We start from the raw sequence: 16,267 nt of genomic DNA, 5'->3' as shown, positions 1-16,267 counted from the left end.
CGCCGGTCACTGACCGGCGGTTCAATCCGTGAACAGGACGTCATCGCCACAGAACGATCTTTACGCCCGATGCTTTAAGCCGCAGCCAGCCGCGCCAGTTTGGTCAAAACCGTCGCCGTGCCCTTAAGCCGCGTATCCGTCTTTTCCCAGTCACGCGTCAGGACGATCTTCTGGTCCGGGCGGATCTTGGCAAGGACGCCCTGCTCGGCAATGTAGGAGACAAGACCGGCCGGGTTGGCGAATTCGGAATTGCGGAAAGTGATGACGATGCCCTTCGGTCCGGCATCGACCTTTTCGACATTGGCCTTGCGGCACAGCCCCTTGATATAGACGATCTTCAAAAGGTGCTGGACCTCGTCCGGCAGCGGGCCGAAGCGGTCGATCAGCTCCGCGCCGAAGGCATCGATTTCTTCCGCCTCCGTGACGTCGCCAAGACGGCGGTACAACTGCAGGCGCAGCTGCAGATCGGCGACATAATCTTCCGGAATCAGCACCGGCGTGCCGATGTTGATCTGCGGCGACCATTGCTCGTCGCCGAAATCGGCACCGCCGTCCTTCAGCTGGGCGACTGCCTCCTCCAGCATCTGCTGGTAGAGCTCGAAGCCGACTTCCTTGATGTGGCCGGACTGTTCCTCGCCGAGCAGGTTCCCTGCGCCGCGAATGTCGAGATCGTGGCTGGCCAGCTGGAAGCCGGCCCCAAGCGTTTCCAGTGACTGCAACACTTTGAGGCGCCGTTCGGCGGTCGCCGTCAGCGACTTGTTGGCGGGCACGGTGAAGAGCGCGTAGGCGCGGGTCTTGGAGCGGCCGACGCGGCCGCGCAGCTGGTAGAGCTGGGCCAGGCCGAACATGTCCGCCCGGTGCACAATCAACGTATTCGCTGTTGGAATGTCGAGGCCGGATTCAACGATGGTCGTCGACAGAAGCACGTTGTATTTGCCCTCATAGAAGGCGTTCATGACGTCTTCCAGTTCGCCCGGCGGCATCTGGCCATGGGCGACGGCTACTTTCAGTTCCGGCACCTGAGTTTCCAGAAACTCGCGCCGGTCAGCAATATCCGACAAGCGTGGACAGACGTAGAAGCTCTGGCCGCCGCGGTAATGTTCGCGCAGCAGCGCTTCGCGCACCACCAGCGGATCGAAGGGCGAAACGAAGGTGCGCACCGCCAAGCGGTCGACTGGCGGCGTCGCAATCAGCGAGAGTTCTCGGACGCCCGTCAGGGCCAGCTGCAACGTGCGCGGGATCGGCGTTGCCGACAGCGTCAGCACATGGATGTCGGACTTGAGTTCTTTCAGCCGTTCCTTGTGCTTGACGCCGAAATGCTGCTCCTCATCGATGATCAGCAGGCCGAGATCGCGGAACTGCACGGATTTGCCCAAAAGCGCATGGGTTCCGACGACAATGTCGATCGACCCGTCCGTCAAACCCTTCTTGGTCTGGGTCAGCTGCCGGGCCGGCACCAGACGCGAGGCATGGGCGACATTGATCGGCAGACCGTGAAAGCGCTCGGAAAAGGTCTTGAAATGCTGGCGCGCCAAAAGCGTCGTCGGGACCACCACCGCCACCTGGCGCCCGGACATGGCCGCCAGGAACGCGGCGCGTAGCGCCACTTCGGTCTTGCCGAACCCGACATCGCCGCAGACCAGCCGGTCCATCGGCCGGCCGGACGCAAGATCGTCGAAGACGCTGTCGATCGCGGTTAGCTGGTCCTCGGTTTCCTCATATGGGAACCGGGTTGCGAATTCGTCATAGACGCCTTCCGGGGTTTCGACCACGGGTGCGGTCTTGAGTGCGCGTTCGGCGGCCGTCTTGATAAGGCCGTCGGCAATTTCAAGAATGCGTTTCTTGAGCTTGGCCTTGCGTGCCTGCCAGGCACCGCCGCCGAGCTTGTCGAGCTGAGCTTCCTGGTCCTCCGAGCCGTAGCGCGACAGAAGCTCGATGTTCTCGACCGGCAGGTAGAGCTTGTCGCCGCCATGATATTGCAGCTCCAGGCAGTCATGTGGCGCGCCGACCGCCTCAATGGTCTTCAGGCCGATGAAACGGCCGATGCCGTGGTCGACATGAACAACGAGATCGCCTTCCGCGAGACCCGTCGCCTCGGTGATGATATTGGCGCCCTTGGACTTGCGGCGCGACTTGCGCACCAGCCGGTCGCCGAGAATGTCCTGCTCGCCCATAAAGGCGATGTTTTTCAGTTCAAAGCCGTGTTCGATGCCGAGCACACAGAGCGCCGTGGTCTTTGCCGGCAGCTCCTCGACGGCTTTCAGCGTGTCGACTTCCTTCACGGCCCCAAGGCCATGATCGCTGAGAATCTGGCCCAGCCGGTCGCGGGATCCGTCCGACCAGCAGGCGATTACGGTGCGCTTGCCGTTCTTCTGAAGTTCGCGGACATGGGTCGTCAATGCGTCGAAGATATTGACATCGCCGGCGGCTCGCTCGGCGGCAAAACTGCGCCCTTGGCGGCCTTCCAACTCGATAACAGTCTTGCCACTGCCCGGCGGCGGCGAAAAGGGATCGAGCGAGGCCGTTGCCCGGTCGGCGACGGCGGCCGTCCACTCGGCCTCGGAAAAATACAGACTTGCGGGCTCGACCGGCATATAGGGCACATTGCCCGCGCCCGTGCCCATCTCGTGTGCGTCCTGGCGCGCTTGATAATATTCCTGGACCTGGTCGATCCGTTCGCGCACCGCATCGGCCGCGCTGGTGTCCAGCACCACCGGCGCGTCGCCGATATAGTCGAACACCGTGTCCAGATGCTCGTGGAACAGGGGCAGCCAGTGCTCCATGCCCGCATAGCGGCGGCCGTCGCTGATCGACTGGTAGAGAACGTCCTCGCGGCTGGTTGCACCGAAATTCGCCAGATAGGAGCGCCGGAAACGGGAGATCGCGTCTTCCGACAGCACCACTTCGCTCATCGGCACCAGATCGAGGCGTTTGAGCTGTTTCGACGTGCGCTGTGTTTCGGCATTGAACGAGCGGATCGATTCCAGCGTGTCCCCGAAGAAATCGAGGCGCACCGGCTCTTCCGATCCAGGCGCGAACAGATCCACAATGCCGCCGCGCACGGCATATTCGCCGGTCTCACGCACGGTCGGGGTGCGCGAAAAGCCGTTCATTTCCATCCAGTTGGCAATCGCTTCCATGTCGACCTGGTTGCCCGGCGCCATGGAAAGTGTCTGCTCGGCCATGAAAGTGCGTTCCGGCATGCGCTGCAATGCGGCATTCAGCGTCGTCAGCAGAACAGTCTTGCGGCCGCCTTTGATGCCGTGTGCCAACTGTCCGAGCGCCAGCAGCCGGCGAGCGCTGATCGCCGGGTTCGGCGAGACCCGGTCATAAGGCAGGCAGTCCCAGGCCGGCAGCTGCAGGATTTCGATCTCCGGATCGAAAAACCCGAGCGCCTCGCTGATCATGGCCATGCGGGTGGCATCGCGCGCGATGAAAACCAGCGACAGCCCACCGGCCTCGCTTTCGGCCATCATCCGGGCCAGCGCATAACTTTCAGCGCCGTCCGGCACGCTGGCAAGCGTGATGTTGGCGCGGTCTTTCAGCAGCCTGTCAAACACGGCATGCGTCCTTAAGTCTTGTTATCTGACAAACCCGGCCGGACCGGCGGCTTCGTGGTAGGCGATGATGCGGCGGTAGAGCGGCCCGTCCCATTCAGCCGGCAACGGCTTGCGTCCGGTCATCCAGGCGTAAAGATCCTGGTCATGCGCGGTCAGGAGGTGTTCCAGCTCGCGCAATTCGTCTTCTGTCAGCCGGTCGATTTCCGCATCCGCAAAGCCGCCCAGAAGCAGGTCCATTTCCTTCATGCCCCGATGCCAGCAGCGGAACAGGATTTTCTTGTGGCGGGGATCGCGTTCCGCGCCGGAGGCGGTGTTTGATGAACCGGTCGTCTCGGACATGAAGGGCCTATATGCAAACGCGGGCGCGGGCGAGACCCATTTTCAGGGACCCTCACCACACCCGTCCTTGTGATTTCATAACGGATATATAACGTCGAAGATCCTACTTGTCAGTGCCCGAGTTCACAGAATGTTCTATTTGTTGCACAGGCGTCTCTCTTCGTGGCAGAACAGATTGTCTTCTCGTTCGAATGCCCGCTGATCCTGACAGGTAAACCTCCCCAGAATGCGTCCCCCGATCCTCGATCCCCTGTTTGCCCCGGTTTCAACGCTGCCCGGCATCGGACCGAAGATCGCCAAGCTGGTGTCCGGCCTGGTCGGTGGCCAGCCGGATCGGGACGCCACGGTTGCCGACCTGCTGTTCCACATTCCGCACAGCCTGATCGACCGGCGCCACCGGCCTGGCATCGCCTATTCGGAAAACGGCGACATCGTTACGCTGGATGTCACCATCGGCCGGCACTTGGCGCCCCCGCGCAATTCCAAGGCGCCCTACAAGATCAGTGCCCATGACGACACGGGCGAGATCAACTTCGTGTTTTTTCACCCGCGCCGGGACTGGCTGGAAAAGACCTTTCCGGAAGGCGAGCGCCGGATTGTCTCCGGCAAGGTTGAATGGTTCCACGACCGTCCGCAAATGGTGCATCCGGATTATTCGCTGAAGCCGGAGGAAGCCGCCGAGATGCCGGCCATCGAGCCGGTATACCCGCTCACCGCCGGTCTCGCCGCCAAGACTATGCAAAAGGCGGTCCGCGCCGCGATCGAGCGTCTGCCGCACCTTCCGGAATGGCTCAACGAAGCCCATCTGCACCAGACAGGCTGGCCGGATTTCGCCGAGGCATTGACCACGCTGCACGCGCCAAAGGAGCAGCAGGACATCGATCCCGCGTCGCTCTATATGCAGCGCCTTGCCTATGACGAATTGCTGGCCAGTCAGCTGGCGCTCGCCATGGTGCGGGCCCATATGCGCACGCTTGGCGGCATTGCCCGCAAGCCCAAGGGAGACCTGCAAAGGGCTGTCATTGACGCCCTGCCCTTTCAGCTTACCGGCAGCCAGGCCAAGGCAATCGAGGAGATCAACGAGGATCTTGCCAAGCCGGTGCGCATGCTGCGCCTTCTGCAGGGCGATGTCGGTGCCGGCAAGACCGTGGTCGCGCTTGCCGCGCTCGCACAGGTGATCGAAAGCGGCGCCCAGGGCGGCTTGATGGCGCCGACGGAAATCCTGGCGCGCCAGCATTACGCCTCCATGAAGCCGCTCTGCGACAAGGCCGGTATCCGCCTTGCCCTGATGACGGGCAAGGACAGCCAGAAGGAACGGCGGGTCCGGCAGGAACAGCTCGATGCCGGCGAGATCGATCTTGTCGTTGGGACACATGCGCTGTTCCAGGGCGCGGTCACCTTCCAGAATCTCGGTATGGTCGTTGTCGACGAGCAGCACCGGTTCGGTGTGCATCAGCGTCTGGCGCTTTCGGCCAAGGGCCAGGGCGTCGATGTGCTGGTGATGACGGCCACGCCGATCCCGCGCACGCTGGTCCTGACGGGTTTCGGCGACATGGACGTCTCCCGCCTCACCGACAAGCCGGCCGGACGAAAGCCGATCACGACCGTTTCCGTCTCCCTTGACCGGCTCGAGGAAATCATTTCAAGGGTCGGCGCTGCCACTGCCGAGGGCCAGAAGGTCTACTGGGTCTGCCCGTTGGTGGAAGAGTCGGAAAAGATCGACCTGGCCGCCGTCGAAGACCGTCACCGGGTACTTGAACACGCCCTCCGGCAGAAAGTGTCGCTGGTCCACGGACGCATGAGCGCCGATGAAAAAGACGCCGCCATGGCGGATTTCAAGTCCGGTGTGACTCGTATCCTCGTCGCCACCACGGTGATCGAGGTCGGCGTCGATGTGCCTGACGCCACCATCATTGTCATCGAACACGCCGAACGCTTCGGCCTCGCCCAGCTGCACCAGCTGCGCGGCCGGGTCGGACGCGGCGACAAGCCGTCCTCCTGCGTTCTTTTGTACAAGGGCCCGCTCGGCGAGACGGCAGGCGCCCGGCTCAACATCATGCGCCAGACAAATGACGGCTTTCTGATTGCAGAGGAAGACCTGAAGCTGCGCGGCGGCGGCGAAATCCTCGGAACGCGCCAGTCGGGCACTCCGGGTTTCCGGATTGCCCGCGCCGAGGATCATGCCGACCTGATGGAAGTCGCCCGGGACGACGCGCGGCTCATCCTGGAGACAGACCCGGACCTGGAGAGCAAACGCGGACAGGCCTTGCGCTGCCTGCTCTACCTGTTCGGGCGCGATGCCGCGATCCGGTTGCTGAGAGCGGGTTGATCGCGAGTAACCCTAAGCGTCTTCCGGCGTCCGCACCCGGTCCTGCTGTTTTGGGTCGACGATCTTGTCCCTGAGGGTCTCGGCATGTTTCGGGCTGACCAGCCCTGCAGAAATCACCAGCTTGGCGGCGTCCTCGACGCTCATGTCGAGCTCGATGATGTCTTCCTTGGGAACGAACAGCAGGAAACCGGAAGTCGGGTTCGGGGTGGTCGGCAGGAACACCGACATGGTGTCTGCCTGGTCTTCCAGCCTGGTGGCGACTTCACCCTTCGTGTCGGTGGAGATGAACACGATCGCCCAAAGGCCCTTGCGCGGGTATTCAATCAGGGCCGCCTTGGTGAAGCTGTCGCCGCGTTGATCAAGTATCGTCTCAAAAATCTGCTTCAAGCCGCTGTAAAGATTACGTACAAGCGGCATGCGGCCGACGAGATTTTCGCCGACGGAAATCAGGCTGCGGCCGAGGAAATTGGCCGCGAAGAAGCCAACGATCGTCAGCACGAAGACCGCGACGATCAACCCGAAACCGGGAACAGGAAACGGCAGATACGTATCCGGACTATAGACCTTCGGCACAAACGGCTTCACCCAGCCATCGACCCATTTGATGAAGGTCCAGGTCAGCCAAAGCGTAATCCCGATCGGGCCGGTGATGACCAGGCCGGTCAGGAAATAGTTTCGAAGACGTGTTGCCGCACCCGGCCGATGATGGCCTATCTTGTGCGTGTCATCTGATTTATGTTTATGCCGGCTCATGGGCGACACCTTGAAGTCCCTATTGGCGCACGTCTTTTCAACGGTTCTGTTCCTAGATAAGCATCTTTATCGCGGCGCGGTATCCTACGCTCGGTTAATTTTTCAGCGATCAACCCAAAAAATGCCGATTCCGGAGGCAGTGGTGCGGCGAACAACCTTCAAACTTTTGGGAACCGGCTGTGTCGGTCTCGGAATCGTCGGTGCCTTTCTGCCTTTGTTGCCGAGCACCATCTTCTTTATTCTGGCCGCGGCCTGTTTTGCACGGTCCTCGCCCGCTCTTGAAGCCCGTATATTGAGCCACCCGGTCTTCGGTCCGCCCGTGATCGCCTGGCGGGAACACGGCGCCATCGGCCGCAAGGCCAAGACCGTCGCTGTTTCGGGCATGGCGTTTGGCTACGGCATGTTCGTTTACACCGCTCAGCCCGTTCTCTGGCTGGCTTTGCTGGTCGGCGCGTTCATCGGCGGCTGCGCCGCATTTGTGGTGAGCCGGCCGGTCGGGCCAAAAGTCACTACAAGCGACGAATACTCGAAACAGTCCTGATCTCAGATATCCGGGATCAGCCTCTTGCCCATGGGAATGGCCGCTTCTTCCGCATATCCGAGGCTTTCGTAGAACTCCATGACCTGTTCGTTGCCGCGCCGGACGAACAGATTGATCTTCGGACAGCCAAGATCCTTCAGATAGGCTTCGCAATGCGCCATGAGCTGCTTGCCGAGCCCGCCGGCCTGATGGTCGGGATCGATGCTGAGATAATAGATCGAGCCTCGATGGCCATCGTGACTGACCATAACGGAACCGATCAGGCTGCCGTCTTCCAGAAGCAGAAAGAATGCCCCGTTCCGGTCGGTCAGCTTCCGGTCGATATCCTTGTCGGGATCGTTCCAGGGCCGGACCAGACCGCATTTTTTCCAAAGGGCAATGACCGGTGCCCTGAACCGCTCCTCGAAAGACACAATGCTTGTGGTGCCATTGCCCATATTCGTCATTCGACCGTCACGGACTTGGCGAGATTGCGCGGCTGATCCACGTCGGTGCCCATGAAAACAGCGGTATGATAGGCGATCATCTGAACTGGCAGAGCGTAGATGATCGGCGCGACAATGTCCGTCATGTTCGGCAGGACAACGGTGTTTTCCGCAGCGTTCCCGCATTCGGCCGCACCGCGCTCATCCGTGATCAGGACGATCCGGCCACCGCGCGCTGCCACTTCCTGCATGTTGGAGACAGTCTTTTCATAGATCGCGTCATAAGGCGCGATCACGAAGACCGGCATGTTCTCGTCGATCAGGGCGATCGGACCATGTTTCAATTCACCAGCGGCATAGCCTTCCGCGTGAATATAGGACAGTTCTTTCAGTTTCAGCGCACCCTCGAGCGCAAGCGGGAAATTAGTCGCCCGGCCGAGATAAAGCGCATTTTGCGCCTTGGACAAAGGTTGGGACAGTTTCTCGATGTCCGTTTCGGCGGCGAGCGCCTTCAGAGCCAGGCTCGGCACCTCGGTCAGTTCCGCGACCAGTTCCTTTTCGCGGGCCTCGCTGAGCACGCCGCGTTCGCGGCCAGCCTGCAGGGCAAGCGCAGCCAGAACCGCGAGCTGGCAGGTAAAGGCCTTGGTCGAGGCAACGCCGATTTCCGGACCTGCTATCGTCGGGAACACCCTGTCGGCCTCACGCGCAATCGTGCTTTCCGGCACATTCACGATCGCGCCGATCGTTGCGCCGTGTTCCTTGCAGTAACGCAACGATGCCAAAGTGTCCGCGGTCTCGCCGGACTGGGAAATGAACAGGGCTGCGTCTTTATCGCAGACAGGTGTTTCCCGGTAGCGGAACTCGCTGGCGATGTCGATTTCGACCGGCAGCCGGGCGTATTTCTCAAACCAGTATTTGGATACCAGGCCTGCCAGATAGGCCGTTCCGCAAGCCGTGATTATCAAGCGGTTGAGATCCTTGAAATTCAGGGCATCGGCACCTTCGACACTGGCCTGATTGGATGTGTAATCGAAATAGCGCGACAGCGTGTGGCCAAGCACTTCCGGCTGCTCATGGATTTCCTTGGCCATGAAATGCTTGTAATTGCCCTTGTCCATCAGGCTGGAAGTGACCGAGGATTTTGCCTCCGGCCGCGCCACTTGGGTATTGTCCCTATCAAAGATATCGACGCTCGAGCGGGTCAGCACCGCCCAATCGCCTTCTTCAAGATAGGTGATCCGGTCGGTAAACGGCGACAGTGCAATGGCATCCGAACCGAGGAACATTTCGCCCTCCCCGTGGCCGATTGCCAGAGGCGAGCCCTTGCGGGCGCCGATCAGGAGATCGTCCTCACCGGCAAACAGCAGCGCAAGCGCAAATGCGCCTTTCAGGCGGGGCAGCACATCGGCCACAGCGTCGCGCGGGCTTTTGCCGGCAGCCATGGCGAGGTTGATCAGATGGGCGACGACTTCGGTGTCCGTTTCCGTGTCGAGAACAGCCCCAGCCGCAGAGACCTCGTCGCGCAGGTCCAGATAGTTTTCAATGATACCGTTGTGGACGACAGCGACCGATCCGGCCAGGTGCGGATGGGCGTTGGTGACTGTCGGCGCGCCATGGGTGGCCCATCTCGTATGACCAATGCCGGCGCTTCCTGCCAGAGGCGCGTTTTCAAGAACCGATTCCAGATTGCGCAGCTTGCCCTCGGCGCGGCGGCGGACCAGCTGTCCATCGACCAGCGTGGCAACCCCGGCGGAATCGTAACCGCGATATTCCAGGCGCTTCAGCGAATCGACAATCCGCGGCGCTACTTCTACACGGCCCAAAACGCCAACGATACCACACATATAATTGCCCTTTGATAAAATGACCCAGAAGACCACCCTGCTTTAGACGACAGTGCCGGCCAAACTGAAATCAATCCCTGTGTCAGAAAATGACAAGGTGCAAATCGCCTAGGATTTGCTGTCCTTCGCCGCCTGCAGGCGGTCACGCAGTTGCTTTGCCTTGCCGTCCTTGACGGTCTGCCGGGCCCGCCCGAAGGCCATGGAATCCCGCGACACATCGTCGGTGATGACGCTGCCTGCCGCAACGAAAGCACCGTTGCCGAGCCGGACCGGAGCGACCAAGGTCGAATTGGAACCGACGAAACTGCCCGCGCCAATTTCCGTCCGGTGTTTCAGGTAACCGTCGTAATTGCAGGTAATGGTGCCTGCGCCGATATTCGACTTCGACCCGACACTGGCATCGCCGATATAGCTGAGATGATTGGCCTTGGCGCCGGTCCCGAAGGTTGCGTTCTTGACCTCGACGAAATTGCCGACACGGCTTTCCGCCCCGAGCACTGCACCGGGCCGCAGGCGGGCGTAAGGGCCGATTACGCAGTTTTCGCCGACCTGAGCGCCCTCCAGATGGCTGAAAGCGCGGATCCGGGCGCCTTTTGCCACTTTGACGCCCGGGCCGAAGACGACATTCTGCTCAACCGTCACATCCGGTGCGAGCACCGTGTCATGGGAAAAATAAACTGTCGCCGGCGCCAGCAAGGTGCAGCCGGTTTCCAACGCGGCACGGCGCTTTCGGGCCTGAAAATCGGCCTCGCAAGACGCCAGCTGGGCGCGCGTATTGATGCCCTGGGTTTCGATTTCCGTTCCCGACACCGCCACCACCTTGAGGCCTTTCGCGTTGGCGATTTCCACCGCGTCGGTCAGATAATATTCACCCTTGGCGTTGCTGTTGCCGATGGCTTCAAGCAGGGCAAGAGCCTGCGCGCCGCCAAAGCCCATGATGCCGGAATTGCAGAACGTGACCTTGCGTTCTTCCTCCGTAGCGTCCTTTTCCTCTCGAATGGCAACCAGACGGCCGTTCTCCGTCAAGAGCCGGCCATAACCGAAAGGCCTGCGGGTTTCGAATCCCAGCACGACCAGATCGGCGCCGTCCGCAAGCGCCTTTCGCACCCGGCCGACTGTTTCGGCGGTTACCAGCGGCGTGTCGCCAAACAGGATGAGAACGTCATCGGCGGGGAAGTCCAATGCAGGTCTGGCCGCAAGAGCGGCATGGGCGGTGCCGAGCCGGTCGGTCTGAACGTAGCAGCGTGCCGACGGCGCCAATTCGTAGACCAGTTTTTCGAGCGCCGGCATATCCGGTCCGGTGACGACCGAAATGCGCTCTGAGCCCGCGCTCTGCAGTGCCTTCACCACATGACCGACCAGCGGCAGTCCGCCGATCTCGTGCATAACCTTGGGCAAGTCGGACTTCATTCGGGTTCCCAGCCCCGCGGCCAGAACGATGGAAAGGCAGGAACGGTTTCTCATCAAATGTCCAGTATCAAAGTGTCAGGCGTCGGAGACGCAATCGCGCCTCTATATGCCCCGATCCACAGAACATTGAAAGATCTGACTGCGCTGACGTTCAGGTTTGCGTTTCGTTAACCATAATAAGCTCCTGATAGGGTATCTTCTGAAAGATTCGCAATTAGGCGCGGGACGCGAGGAATTTGGCAAAGCAGCAGGCAAGCAAGTCCATGCGGGACCTTGTCCGGGACACGTTCACGCCATCGCGTGTCGGCCTGTTGTCCTGGGCGTTTGCCGCCGGGTTGATGGGCACCGTCGGCCTTGCCTCCTACCAGTTCAGCTTCCAGCACAGCACCTTCTCTCCCGCCAGCCGGGCACCCGGTGGCCTGGCGTTGCCTCCTGGCGGCGATGTCGAGACCACTGCGTCCATTTCCCGATCCGCGCCGGCAATCGATGTCATGCAACTGCCGCACGACGTGCCTCCATCGCCAGTCACGGACATCAGCCAGGGCCAAATTGAGGTGCTTCAGAAGGAAGTCATCGGGCTTCGCCGCCGGTTGAGCGCCCTGTCGGAACAAAACGTCGCCTATTCCCGCCGCATCGCCGCCCTGGAAAAGCAGGTTGCGGTTGGCAAGCTCGCTGGCAGCGGACAGCCGGCAAGCGCCGGTGACATGACGGCCGAACCCGGCCCAGGCGTGGTGATCACCAGGGCGCCAGCCCTTCAGCCCCCTACCCCCAAAGCCGCGCCGCGCTCCCGAGAAAAGCCGGAAAAAGCAACGGCCCCGTTGAGGAGCAACGCGCCTCAGGCCGCGCCTTCAATTGTTGGTGCGCAGCAGCCGGTCGCCCCCGGTCCGGAGACGCAGCGGCAATCGCCTCCCCGGTTGATCAGCCTTTACAATTCAGCCGAGGACCTCGCAGTTCCATCCGGCGAAACAGCCAATCCGGAAGAACCTGTGCGGATTGTCCAGGTCATGCCCGCCACCCCGCCACAAGTGCGGCTGCCGGAATCGTCCACCCCGCCGGTCTCGACCGGGTCCATCCCCACACAGGCCCAGGACACCCAGCCGGAGGGTTTTGACGCGACGCCGACACAAACCGCGTTGCGGCCGAAGGTCATCACCCCATCCAGCCCGTCAGGACGGCTGCGCGGCGGCGGTGACCGCCACCTGAAACGCAGCGATTTCGGTGCCATCATCGGCCACTACCGGACCTCCGCCGGGGCGGCAAAGGCCTGGGCCGATTTCAAGGCTCAGAATTCGGAGCGTATGCGGGACTTGCAGCCTCTTCTGATGCAGAGACAAACGGCCGAGGGCGATATCGCGCTGATGGTCGGGCCCTTTGCAAATGCGGCAGATGCCGCGGTAGCCTGCCTGCACCTGCTCGATGTTACGGAACTCTGCCATCCGGCGCTCTTCGCCGGCGATCCACTTGTGACCGCCGCCAAGTTCCGGGACACAGCGTTCTAGGGTCTGTGGACAATTAGGTTTCGGTCTTCGAGCAGGAGGAAAATCCGCAGTGGTGTTGCCCACCACAAGGACTTTCCGACGCACGCGAAACCGAAATCCGCAGCATCCCCCCAGATATTTGCAATGGGGATTTAGCTCAAATGGCTCATTTCGGCGTCGCAAAGGCTTGAAAGGGTTAGTCACCTGAATCTGAAGTTCGTCTCATTTTTCAGCAAGCTCAGAACGAACTTCAGATTCAAAAAGGTGACTAACAAGACTATGTTTCTAGTGTGGTTTTCGAATTTGAAATTCGCTACGGAAGATGCCGCCTCAATGAGGCGAATGTCAAATTCACCACACTAGCCCTTCCCGCGCCTTTGCTTCAGGAAATTGAGCCATTTGCATTCAAACCAAGACCAAATCCTAATTGTCCACAGACCCTAGTCACCCGAATCTGAAGTTCGTCTTATTTCCCGGTACACTCGGAACGAGCTTTAGATTCAAAAGGGTGACTAGCAAGCATATGTTTCTAGTGTGGTTTTCGAATTTGAAATTCGCTTCGATGGTCGCTGCAACAATGAGGCGAATGTCAAATTCACCACACTAGACCAACCTGAGAGCTTGCTCAGCCGACCGTCTGCAGCGCCGGAAACGTTTCCAGAAGCCAGTAGGACAAAACCGCCATCTGGCCGGTAAGGAACATGATACCGGTCAGAACCAGAACGCCGCCCATGGCCTTTTCCACCAGGCCCATATGCTTGCGGAAGCGCTTCATGAACCCCAGGAACGGTCCCGCGAACAGCGCCGCGATCAGGAACGGCACACCGAGCCCGAGCGCATAGGCACTTAACAGCAGCGCGCCCTGACCGACAGTGTCCTCCGAACCCGCCACAAACAGGATCGCCGCCAGGATCGGGCCGACGCAAGGGGTCCAGCCAAAACCGAAGGCCAAGCCTATCAGATAGGCGCCGAGTGGTCCGGCCGGCTTTTTCTCCACATGCACACGCGCCTCGCGGTAAAGCAGCCCGATCCGGAAGACTCCCAGGAAATGCAGGCCCATGACGATGATGGCCGCGCCGGCGATATAGCCGAGATAGTCCAGATAGCCGCGGATGAACTGGCCGAGGAAACTGGCCGTTGCCCCCAGCAGCACAAACACGGTGGAGAAGCCGAGCACAAACACCAATGCGCTGAAAAAGACGCGCCTTGTCGCTGCGGTCCTGTCGCCTTCCTCACCGTTCAATTGCTCCAACGACACGCCGGCGAGAAAACCCAGATAGGGCGGCACCAGCGGCAGCACACAGGGGCTGACGAAGGAAAGCACCCCGGCAAGAGCAGCGCCGATGATGGTTACGTCCTGGATCATGCGAGATTCCGATTGTTGCGCGGCCAAGACGACTGGTCCGCGAGCGGGTCAGACTGCCGTCTTTAGCTTGTTTGTCGCCCCGGGCGAACACACAAAGCCCTCACCTTTTGGAGAGGACGGCAGAATGCTCACTTTGTGTCTTCACCGGGCGCGGGCAATAGGCCTTGATCACGGTAGAAGGTCAATGCGCCAGGATGTAGCGGGGCGGCCATGTCGGCGGCGACCATGTCGGACAGTTTGAGATTGTTCAGTGCCGGGTGGAGCAACCGGAAACTGTCGAAGTGATCGGACAGGGCCTTGACCATGGTGGACACGATCTCGTCCGGCATCTTGGCTGAAGTCACGAAGGTTGCGACCACGCCGAAGGACGGAACGGGTTGCTTCAGGCCGTAGAACCCCGCCGGAATCTCCGCGGCAATGTAATAGGGCGCTTCGTCGAGAAGGCTGTCGACCGCCTCGCCGTCAATGCCGATCAGGCGGATGTTGCAATCCGCCTGTGTTTCCTCGATGAGTGCGGCGGGATGGCCGATCAGCACGAAAAAGGCGTCGACCGTACCCGTACACAGGGCTTCGGCGAGTTCCGACGTCCTGAGATCCGATAACCCCGTCTGATCGGCCTCGGTCCAGCCGAGACGGCTGATCAGCGTGCGCCAGGAAGCCGCAGAACCGGAGCCCTTGGCGCCAACATTGATCCGGGCATGCTTCAGGTCCGCAAAAGTCCGGAACTCGGAGTCCTCGCGTACGACAATCGTGGCGACTTCCGTGTGCAGGGAAAACACCGCGCGCAGATCCTCGAACGGCCCGGCCGGCTCGAACACCGATGTGCCGTGATAGGCATGGGACTGCCAGTCGGACTGGACATAGCCGAAGTCGATTTCGCCCTGGCGGATCTTCTCGATGTTGTCGATGGACCCGAAGGTCGTCTCCACCGAGCAGCGCACCCCGTGCTCGGCGCGGCTGCGGTTGACGATCTTGCAGGTCGCTCCTCCCGACGGATAGTAGACACCGGTGACGCCGCCGGTGCCGATGGTGACAAAATGCTGGTCGGCGCCGAAGGCCTGCATAGGTATCGCCAATGATATGGCCAGTGCCAGCGCCGGGATCAGAGCCTTTCTGAAAAAGCGGCGCGGCATGGTGGCACGCAAGCGCAGCGGCTCGGCCAACAGCGGCATGCTCGAAAAAATGGATAACTGGAAAATTGTCGCTCCTCCACAGACCCGGGTCGCGTCTCCCGTAGGGATAACAAACACCTGTCGGCTTGGCCAGCTTGCAGACAAAGGAAGGCCGGGCGTTAAAGCGAAATTGATCATGGCCCGGAAAGCTGCCTCCGGAACGCGCCCACCCTTTTGCACAGATCCGGAAACAAAAAAAGGCGCCGCTGCACCTCGCGAATACTATAGGTAATACTTAACTGAAAAGGATATGCTCCGGCCCCCAACCCCGGGCCGGCCATATCCGACGGAAATCAGTTGGTGCGCCCTCCCCGGATAACCTCGAAGAGTTTGCCTTTCAGCTCCTCTTCTTCCTCACCGTCCCGCAGGCCCTGGCGCCACTGGTCGAGGATCAGCCTCAGACCGAGCGTTTCGCGGGAATGCGGCAAGTCGCCGATAAACGCGCCAAAAAACGCGTCCAGTCGTTCCCGGTCAATCAGGCCCTGGTCGATCAATCCGTGAATCAGGGTCATCGTGGCAGCGATGTGTCCCTTCACGAAATCGAACTCAACGGAGTTCGTATGGGTGTCGATTGTCGTTGTGTGCATGTAACCTCTCATGTGCCAGATAACGTTACATCACAAAGCTTTATTCCGCTACCTGACAGTTTTTGCAGGAGAATGATCTTTATTTGCTTAAAAATCGAACTTCTAAATTATAGGCAGAACAATATTTTCAGGTAGTACTTGGTACTACTGTCGTTCGGTATTTTATTATTAACGGATCTACACCGAAACCGCGGCTTCGGAGCAATTTCAAGGCGGCCGCTACGTCACCTTTGCTGCGTCTCCGGAGTTTTTCCGAGCCTGTTGAAAAAATCCAATTTGCCTCTTGCAATCATATCTGTGTCGGCCTAAACACACGCCACCAACGCGGCGGCGCCGAAAACGACGCACCCGCCCGCACCGGAAATTGGTGAGAGCCGATAGCTCAGCTGGTAGAGCAACTGACTTTTAATCAGTAGGTCCAGGGTTCGAACCCCTGTCGGCTCACCAAATTTTCCAACGACTT

12 protein-coding genes and 1 tRNA gene are annotated in these 16,267 nt (G+C 60.3%); 4 read left to right on the top strand and 9 right to left on the bottom strand.

Annotated features, from left to right (window positions below; translation table 11 throughout):
- Positions 1-74 precede the first annotated feature (74 nt).
- Positions 75-3,560 (bottom strand): transcription-repair coupling factor, encoded by a 3,486-nt coding sequence (gene mfd, locus M0H32_RS04160; protein WP_248151043.1) that lies wholly within the window; start codon positions 3,558-3,560, stop codon positions 75-77.
- Positions 3,561-3,581: 21 nt separating this feature from the next.
- Positions 3,582-3,899 (bottom strand): FAD assembly factor SdhE, encoded by a 318-nt coding sequence (locus tag M0H32_RS04155; RefSeq protein ID WP_248151040.1) that lies wholly within the window; start codon positions 3,897-3,899, stop codon positions 3,582-3,584.
- Positions 3,900-4,125: 226 nt separating this feature from the next.
- Here M0H32_RS04155 and recG point away from each other — a divergent pair, with 226 nt between their 5' ends.
- Positions 4,126-6,228 carry an ATP-dependent DNA helicase RecG gene (gene recG / locus M0H32_RS04150; RefSeq protein ID WP_248151037.1) on the top strand — a complete coding sequence of 701 codons (2,103 nt, stop codon included), beginning with the start codon at positions 4,126-4,128 and terminating at the stop codon, positions 6,226-6,228.
- 12 nt (positions 6,229-6,240) lie between these two features.
- Here the strand turns inward: recG and M0H32_RS04145 are convergent, their stop codons facing one another.
- Complete coding sequence (locus M0H32_RS04145; protein WP_248151034.1) at positions 6,241-6,981, bottom strand: DUF502 domain-containing protein; 741 nt, start codon at positions 6,979-6,981, stop codon at positions 6,241-6,243.
- Between M0H32_RS04145 and M0H32_RS04140 the strand changes: the two genes are divergently transcribed.
- The gene (locus M0H32_RS04140; RefSeq protein ID WP_248151031.1) at positions 6,980-7,522 is read left to right on the top strand and encodes a YbaN family protein; all 543 of its coding nucleotides are present in this window, start codon (positions 6,980-6,982) and stop codon (positions 7,520-7,522) included. The genes M0H32_RS04145 and M0H32_RS04140 overlap by 2 nt on opposite strands.
- A 2-nt stretch (positions 7,523-7,524) precedes the next feature.
- Here the strand turns inward: M0H32_RS04140 and M0H32_RS04135 are convergent, their stop codons facing one another.
- The 3 genes from M0H32_RS04135 to glmU form a co-directional block, all read right to left on the bottom strand.
- Positions 7,525-7,968 carry a GNAT family acetyltransferase gene (locus M0H32_RS04135; protein WP_248151028.1) on the bottom strand — a complete coding sequence of 148 codons (444 nt, stop codon included), beginning with the start codon at positions 7,966-7,968 and terminating at the stop codon, positions 7,525-7,527.
- Complete coding sequence (gene glmS / locus M0H32_RS04130) at positions 7,965-9,791, bottom strand: glutamine--fructose-6-phosphate transaminase (isomerizing) (protein WP_248151025.1); 1,827 nt, start codon at positions 9,789-9,791, stop codon at positions 7,965-7,967. The genes M0H32_RS04135 and glmS overlap by 4 nt, the downstream gene beginning before the upstream one ends.
- Positions 9,792-9,899: 108 nt before the next feature.
- Positions 9,900-11,255, bottom strand: coding sequence for a bifunctional UDP-N-acetylglucosamine diphosphorylase/glucosamine-1-phosphate N-acetyltransferase GlmU (gene glmU / locus M0H32_RS04125; RefSeq protein ID WP_248151023.1), 1,356 nt, complete (start codon positions 11,253-11,255; stop codon positions 9,900-9,902).
- A gap of 209 nt (positions 11,256-11,464) precedes the next feature.
- On the opposite strand from glmU, the gene M0H32_RS04120 reads away from it, so the two are divergent.
- Positions 11,465-12,700 carry a hypothetical protein gene (locus M0H32_RS04120; RefSeq protein ID WP_248151022.1) on the top strand — a complete coding sequence of 412 codons (1,236 nt, stop codon included), beginning with the start codon at positions 11,465-11,467 and terminating at the stop codon, positions 12,698-12,700.
- Positions 12,701-13,304: 604 nt separating this feature from the next.
- Here the strand turns inward: M0H32_RS04120 and M0H32_RS04115 are convergent.
- The 3 genes from M0H32_RS04115 to M0H32_RS04105 form a co-directional block, all read right to left on the bottom strand.
- Positions 13,305-14,045: a cytochrome c biogenesis CcdA family protein gene (locus M0H32_RS04115; RefSeq protein ID WP_248151021.1), complete on the bottom strand. Its 741-nt coding sequence runs from the start codon at positions 14,043-14,045 to the stop codon at positions 13,305-13,307.
- A gap of 128 nt (positions 14,046-14,173) precedes the next feature.
- The gene (locus M0H32_RS04110; protein ID WP_248151020.1) at positions 14,174-15,208 is read right to left on the bottom strand and encodes a TAXI family TRAP transporter solute-binding subunit; all 1,035 of its coding nucleotides are present in this window, start codon (positions 15,206-15,208) and stop codon (positions 14,174-14,176) included.
- Between the two features lie 302 nt (positions 15,209-15,510).
- Entirely contained in the window at positions 15,511-15,804 is a 294-nt protein-coding gene (locus M0H32_RS04105) for a hypothetical protein (protein WP_248151019.1), read from the bottom strand.
- A gap of 371 nt (positions 15,805-16,175) precedes the next feature.
- Between M0H32_RS04105 and M0H32_RS04100 the strand changes: the two genes are divergently transcribed.
- Positions 16,176-16,251 (top strand) — tRNA-Lys (locus tag M0H32_RS04100).
- Positions 16,252-16,267: the final 16 nt, after the last annotated feature.

The sequence above is a fragment of the Roseibium sediminicola genome (assembly GCF_023156505.1).
Lineage (GTDB): Bacteria > Pseudomonadota > Alphaproteobacteria > Rhizobiales > Stappiaceae > Roseibium > Roseibium sediminicola.
This window is presented reverse-complemented; position numbering and strand designations above follow the sequence as displayed.

What these genes read in the sequence shown, in the direction of transcription:
- M0H32_RS04155 (WP_248151040.1), bottom strand. Translation starts at nt 3,899, where the DNA reads ATGTCCGAGACGACCGGTTCATCAAACACCGCCTCCGGCGCGGAACGC.
- recG (WP_248151037.1), top strand. Translation starts at nt 4,126, where the DNA reads ATGCGTCCCCCGATCCTCGATCCCCTGTTTGCCCCGGTTTCAACGCTG.
- M0H32_RS04140 (WP_248151031.1), top strand. Translation starts at nt 6,980, where the DNA reads ATGGGCGACACCTTGAAGTCCCTATTGGCGCACGTCTTTTCAACGGTT.
- M0H32_RS04145 (WP_248151034.1), bottom strand. Translation starts at nt 6,981, where the DNA reads ATGAGCCGGCATAAACATAAATCAGATGACACGCACAAGATAGGCCAT.
- M0H32_RS04135 (WP_248151028.1), bottom strand. Translation starts at nt 7,968, where the DNA reads ATGACGAATATGGGCAATGGCACCACAAGCATTGTGTCTTTCGAGGAG.
- glmS (WP_248151025.1), bottom strand. Translation starts at nt 9,791, where the DNA reads ATGTGTGGTATCGTTGGCGTTTTGGGCCGTGTAGAAGTAGCGCCGCGG.
- glmU (WP_248151023.1), bottom strand. Translation starts at nt 11,255, where the DNA reads ATGAGAAACCGTTCCTGCCTTTCCATCGTTCTGGCCGCGGGGCTGGGA.
- M0H32_RS04120 (WP_248151022.1), top strand. Translation starts at nt 11,465, where the DNA reads ATGCGGGACCTTGTCCGGGACACGTTCACGCCATCGCGTGTCGGCCTG.
- M0H32_RS04115 (WP_248151021.1), bottom strand. Translation starts at nt 14,045, where the DNA reads ATGATCCAGGACGTAACCATCATCGGCGCTGCTCTTGCCGGGGTGCTT.
- M0H32_RS04105 (WP_248151019.1), bottom strand. Translation starts at nt 15,804, where the DNA reads ATGCACACAACGACAATCGACACCCATACGAACTCCGTTGAGTTCGAT.